The sequence below is a fragment of the Bradyrhizobium sp. genome (genome assembly GCF_035484855.1).
Classification (GTDB): Bacteria; Pseudomonadota; Alphaproteobacteria; order Rhizobiales; family Xanthobacteraceae; genus Bradyrhizobium.
Map to the genome: position 1 here is coordinate 1 of NZ_DATHOP010000283.1, position 5,053 is coordinate 5,053.

Annotated in this window: 6 protein-coding genes; 4 read left to right on the top strand and 2 right to left on the bottom strand. The window is 63.4% G+C overall.

The features are described from left to right. Positions 1 to 12: 12 nt before the first annotated feature. The 4 genes from lptB (at position 13) to ptsN (ending at position 4,323) form a co-directional block, all read left to right on the top strand. Entirely contained in the window at positions 13 to 990 is a 978-nt protein-coding gene (gene lptB, locus VK804_RS31810; RefSeq protein WP_325752264.1) for an LPS export ABC transporter ATP-binding protein, read from the top strand. Between the two features lie 193 nt (positions 991 to 1,183). Further along, entirely contained in the window at positions 1,184 to 2,845 is a 1,662-nt protein-coding gene (gene rpoN, locus VK804_RS31815; RefSeq protein ID WP_325752259.1) for an RNA polymerase factor sigma-54, read from the top strand. A 53-nt stretch (positions 2,846 to 2,898) separates the two neighbouring features. Further along, positions 2,899 to 3,504: a ribosome hibernation-promoting factor, HPF/YfiA family gene (hpf, locus tag VK804_RS31820; protein ID WP_325752260.1), complete on the top strand. Its 606-nt coding sequence runs from the start codon at positions 2,899 to 2,901 to the stop codon at positions 3,502 to 3,504. Positions 3,505 to 3,861: 357 nt separating this feature from the next. Further along, positions 3,862 to 4,323, top strand: a complete 462-nt coding sequence (ptsN, locus tag VK804_RS31825; protein ID WP_325752261.1) for a PTS IIA-like nitrogen regulatory protein PtsN — start codon at positions 3,862 to 3,864, stop codon at positions 4,321 to 4,323. Between the two features lie 147 nt (positions 4,324 to 4,470). Here the strand turns inward: ptsN and VK804_RS31830 are convergent, their stop codons facing one another. Next, complete coding sequence (locus VK804_RS31830; protein WP_325752262.1) at positions 4,471 to 4,737, bottom strand: DUF1150 domain-containing protein; 267 nt, start codon at positions 4,735 to 4,737, stop codon at positions 4,471 to 4,473. A 51-nt stretch (positions 4,738 to 4,788) separates the two neighbouring features. After that, a partial coding sequence (locus VK804_RS31835; RefSeq protein ID WP_325752263.1) for an Hsp20 family protein occupies positions 4,789 to 5,053 on the bottom strand: 265 nt, incomplete at its 5' end.

A 5,053-nucleotide genomic window follows, 5' to 3' on the forward strand; every position in this document is an offset into this window, starting at 1 on the left:
AACGAAGCGCGGATGGTTGATTTACTTGGCATGTTCCGTCGACGCCCGGCAAAACGCGGTCCGGCTGGATTTGCGCGCTCGCACGCGGACATTACCGCGCTCGGCGACAATTTGGGCGACATGCTGCCGGCGCCGGTGCGCGACGCGCCTCCGCTCGCCCGCCAGGCGCCGGTGCCGAAGGTGGAAGCGCCCCGGCAGGAAAAGCCGCGTCCGGCGCCACGCGCCAAGACCAACGGCGCCGCCGCCGCACCTCGGCTGGCGACGCGGGCGGGTTATCTGGCCGTGCACAGTGTGGAAAAGAGTTTCGGCACCCGTCAGGTCGTGCGCGGCGTCAGCATCTATGTCCGGCGTGGCGAGGCGGTCGGGCTGCTGGGCCCGAACGGCGCCGGCAAGACTACGGTGTTCTACATGATCACCGGACTGATTCCGGCCGACCGCGGCACCATCGAGCTCGACGGCCACGACGTCACCAAGCTGCCGATGTATCAGCGGGCCCGGCTCGGGATCGGCTATTTGCCGCAGGAAGCGTCGATCTTTCGCGGCCTCAGCGTCGAGCAGAACATTCGCGCGGTGCTGGAGGTGGTCGAACCCTCCAGGAAAAAGCGCGAGGCCGAACTCAACGCCCTGCTCGACGAGTTCAACATCACGCGGCTGCGCAAGACGCCCTCGATCGCACTGTCCGGCGGCGAACGGCGCCGCGTCGAGATCGCGCGCGCGCTCGCGACCCGTCCCAATTACATGCTGCTCGACGAACCGTTCGCCGGCATCGATCCGATCGCGGTGGGCGATATTCAGGACCTGGTCCGCCATCTCACCAATCGCGGCATCGGCGTGCTGATTACCGATCACAATGTGCGGGAAACGCTGGGGCTGACCGACCGCGCCTATATCGTCTATGCCGGCGAGATCTTGACCGAAGGCAATCCGGATGAGATCGTCAATGATCCGGATGTACGCCGCCTTTACCTTGGCGAGGAATTCCGGCTTTAGCGCATGACCCGCCAAAGTGTGGGCGGTTTGGCGATAAGGTCATGCGTTCATTCAGGACCTATGGCGCGGCCGGACGCAAAACCGCACCCCACGCGGCATAGTCCATTTTTCCAGTCCGTCAAGCCGTGTACATCGGCTTCGGACTAGTTTAAGCAAGAATCGGACCAACTTTTAGGGATCGGTTCTTGGCTCCATGGCGCTGACGCAGAGATTAGAATTCCGACAGTCGCAATCGCTGGTGATGACGCCGCAGTTGATGCAGGCGATCAAGCTGTTGCAATTGTCCAATCTCGATTTGTCGGCCTTTGTAGAGGAGGAATTGGAGCGAAATCCGCTGCTCGAGCGCGCCAGCGACGGTCCCGAGGCCCCGGTGGCCGGCGAGCCCGCGCAGGAGCGGGGCGAATTCGCCGATTCCGACGATTCGGGCGCCGCCTATGGCGAGGATCCGGGCGCCGAGCGCGCCGACATGGCGGCAGGCTCGCCCGGTGACGGTTTCGAGCCGGGCCAGGAAGAGTGGCTCAACCGCGACCTCGGCAGCCGCGCCGAGATCGAACAGACCATGGATACCCCGCTCGACAACGTGTTTACAGAGGAGCCGGCCGAGGCCGCCGCGCGCACCGCCCAGGATGCGGCGCCGACCGCCTATACTGAATGGGGCGGCGGCGCCTCCAACGACGAGGCCTACAATCTGGAGGCCTTCGTCGCCGCCGAAATCACGCTCGGCAGCCATCTCGCCGAGCAACTGGCGGTGGCCTTTTCCGATCCCGCCCGCCGCATGATCGGCCAATACCTGATCGACCTCGTCGATGAAGCCGGTTACCTGCCGCCGGATCTCGGGCAGGCCGCCGAGCGGCTGGGGGCTTCGCCATCGGAGGTCGAAGCGGTGCTCGCGGTGCTGCAGAAATTCGATCCGCCCGGCGTCTGCGCGCGAAGCTTAAGCGAGTGTCTTGCGATCCAGCTGCGCGAACTCAATCGCTACGACCCCGCGATGCAGGCGCTGGTCGAGCATCTCGATCTGCTGGCCAAGCGCGACATCTCGGCTTTGAGAAAGTTTTGCGGGGTCGACGACGACGACATCACCGACATGATCGGTGAAATCCGCCGCCTCGATCCGAAGCCGGGCCTGAAATTCGGCACCAGCCGGACGCAGACCATGGTGCCGGATGTCTATGTGCGGCCCGGGCCCGACGGCGGCTGGCACGTCGAACTCAACAGCGACACGCTGCCGCGCGTGCTGGTCAACCAGATTTATTACACCGAACTGTCGAAGACCATCCGCAAGGATGGCGACAAATCCTATTTCACCGACTGCCTGCAGAACGCCACCTGGCTGGTGCGCGCGCTGGATCAGCGCGCCCGCACCATCCTGAAGGTCGCGACCGAAATCGTGCGCCAGCAGGACGGCTTCTTCACCCACGGCGTGGCGCACTTGAGGCCGCTCAACCTCAAGGCGGTGGCCGACGCGATCCAGATGCACGAATCCACGGTGTCGCGGGTGACCGCCAACAAATACATGGCGACCAATCGCGGCAGCTTCGAACTGAAATATTTCTTCACCGCCTCGATCGCCTCCGCCGACGGCGGCGAAGCCCATTCGGCCGAAGCGGTGCGTCACCACATCAAGCAGCTAATCGACGCCGAAGACCCCGCCGTGATCCTGTCCGACGACACCATCGTGGAACGATTGCGCTCGAGCGGCATTGATATTGCCCGACGCACGGTTGCCAAATATCGCGAAGCGATGCGGATTCCGTCCTCGGTACAGCGCCGCCGCGACAAGCAGAGCATGCTCGGCAATGCGCTCTCGGCGCCGGCCGCATCCTCCGACCGCTCCCGCGACACTCAGCCCGCCTGATTGTGCCGCCAATTCGGGGTACTGTCCGCGCTCCAGACGAATCGAGGCATCGAATGACCCTCCGGATCTCGGGAAAAAGCATCAATGTCGGTGAGGCCCTGCGCGGCCGTGTCAGCGAGCGCACCGATGAAGTGCTGCGCAAATATTTCGACGGCAATTATTCCGGGCACATCACGCTGAGCAAGGACGGTTTCGGCTTCCGCACCGATTGCTCCCTGCATCTGGATTCCGGGATTACGCTGGAAGCCGATTCCAACGCTGCCGACGCCTATGCCAGCGCCGACCAGGCGCTGCTGATGATTGAAAAGCGGCTGCGCCGCTACAAGAGCCGGCTCAAGGATCGCTCGGCGCGAAAATCGCATGCCGAGGCGGCGGCCATGGTTGAATTGACTGCGCCGACCCTGGACGCCCCGAGCTATGTGATCGAAGCGCCGGCGGGAGACGACGAGCACGACCAGGACGGCTACAGCCCGGTCATCATCGCCGAGGCCACCACCTCGTTGAAGCGGCTGTCGGTCTCCGAGGCCGTGATGGAGCTCGACCTCTCGGGCGCCGCCTGCATCGTGTTCCAGCATGGCGGCAACGGCCGGGTGAACATCATCTACCGGCGGCCGGACGGCAATATCGGCTGGATCGATCCGCCGCTGGTCAAGCCTTAGAGCATGATCCGGAAAAGTGGGAACCGGTTTTCCGAAAAGATCATGCTCAAACAAAAAGATAGAGCGGGGCGACGATTCGAAGAAACGTCATCCCGCCCCAGGAAATGGGCGGCGACCGGCATTGACGGGCCAATGGCCCCTCCCTATGGTCCGCGGCCCCAAGGGCGAGGGTTCGAAACCACGTCGCGGCAGTTGGCACCGGTCTTGCGTTGGAGTAGAAGCGCGCCGTAGAAGCGCCCCGTAGCAGCTCCCCAATTTGGACTCGGACGTAAGCCCGTCTCCCGCCTCACCTTCTTGACGCCGACCCGCTAAAGACTATTTCGCAACCTGACGGTTTAATTCACCTCGGAACGCCGCATGACGATTACCGATCTGGTCGCACCCGAGGCGATTCTCCCGGCATTGAAGGTCAACAGCAAGAAGCAGGCGCTGCAGGAACTGGCGGCGCGGGCCTCCCATTTGACCGGGCAGAACGAGCGGGCGATCTTCGAGGTTCTGCTGCAGCGCGAAAAGCTCGGCACCACCGCGGTCGGCTATGGCGTCGCCATCCCGCACGGCAAGCTGCCCAAGCTGGAAAAGCTGTTCGGCCTGTTCGCCCGGCTGGAGCGGCCGATTGATTTCGAGGCGATGGACGGCCAGCCGGTCGATCTCATCTTCCTGCTGCTGGCCCCGGAAGGCGCCGGCGCCGATCACCTGAAGGCGCTGGCCCGCATCGCCCGGCTGTTGCGCGACCAGGACGTCGCCAAGAAACTGCGCGCCTCGCGCGATGCGCCGGCGATCTATTCGGTGCTGGCGCTGCCGCCCGCGACCGCGGCGTAAAAAACTACGGGCGCCTGTCGTCCGGCGAGGCCGGTGACAAACGCCCATGTGTTCTGAATTCCGATTTGGCTCTGCTCCCTGACGTCAGTTATGGCGTCAGTTCGATCGACGTCCGGCGTCGCTTCGAAGTCCTGCGCAAAGCTTCCGTCAGTGCACGCTGACCGCCTGCAACTCATTGCTCCATGCATTCGCGATCGCGGCTTCCCGGCTGTCGGTCAGCATGATCGGGGTGCCGTCGGCCGAATGCAGCGCGAACAGTTTCAGGCCCGGCGCGATCTTCGGCGCCTGGGGAAACAATCCCGGCACGTCCTCGGAACGGATCTGCTTCACATAGGCGATGTGACCCTCGCCCAAACTCGCCAGCGACTCCGTGGAGACGCTCGGCGGCTCATACACAACATTACCTTCAGTCATGGTCTCGACTCCTCTATTTTGACTAAGCGGTCGAGTCCGCTCCTCGTTCCATTATTCATGTTCATTGATAGCGATTGTCTTAACAATCTTCTCCGGCTCGGGCCGGGCAAGATCGATGGACAACAACCCGTTTTTCAGGTCCGCGCCCAACACCTGCATCCCCTCCGCCAGCACGAAGGTGCGCTGGAAGTGGCGCGCGGCGATGCCGCGATGGATGTATTGCCGGGCCTTGTCGTCTTGCTGGCGTCCGCGGATGACGAGTTGGTTTTCCTCAGTGGTTACATCGAGTTGGTCGCGGGTAAATCCCGCCACCGCG

What these genes read in the sequence shown, in the direction of transcription:
- lptB (WP_325752264.1), top strand. Translation starts at nt 13, where the DNA reads ATGGTTGATTTACTTGGCATGTTCCGTCGACGCCCGGCAAAACGCGGT.
- rpoN (WP_325752259.1), top strand. Translation starts at nt 1,184, where the DNA reads ATGGCGCTGACGCAGAGATTAGAATTCCGACAGTCGCAATCGCTGGTG.
- hpf (WP_325752260.1), top strand. Translation starts at nt 2,899, where the DNA reads ATGACCCTCCGGATCTCGGGAAAAAGCATCAATGTCGGTGAGGCCCTG.
- ptsN (WP_325752261.1), top strand. Translation starts at nt 3,862, where the DNA reads ATGACGATTACCGATCTGGTCGCACCCGAGGCGATTCTCCCGGCATTG.
- VK804_RS31830 (WP_325752262.1), bottom strand. Translation starts at nt 4,737, where the DNA reads ATGACTGAAGGTAATGTTGTGTATGAGCCGCCGAGCGTCTCCACGGAG.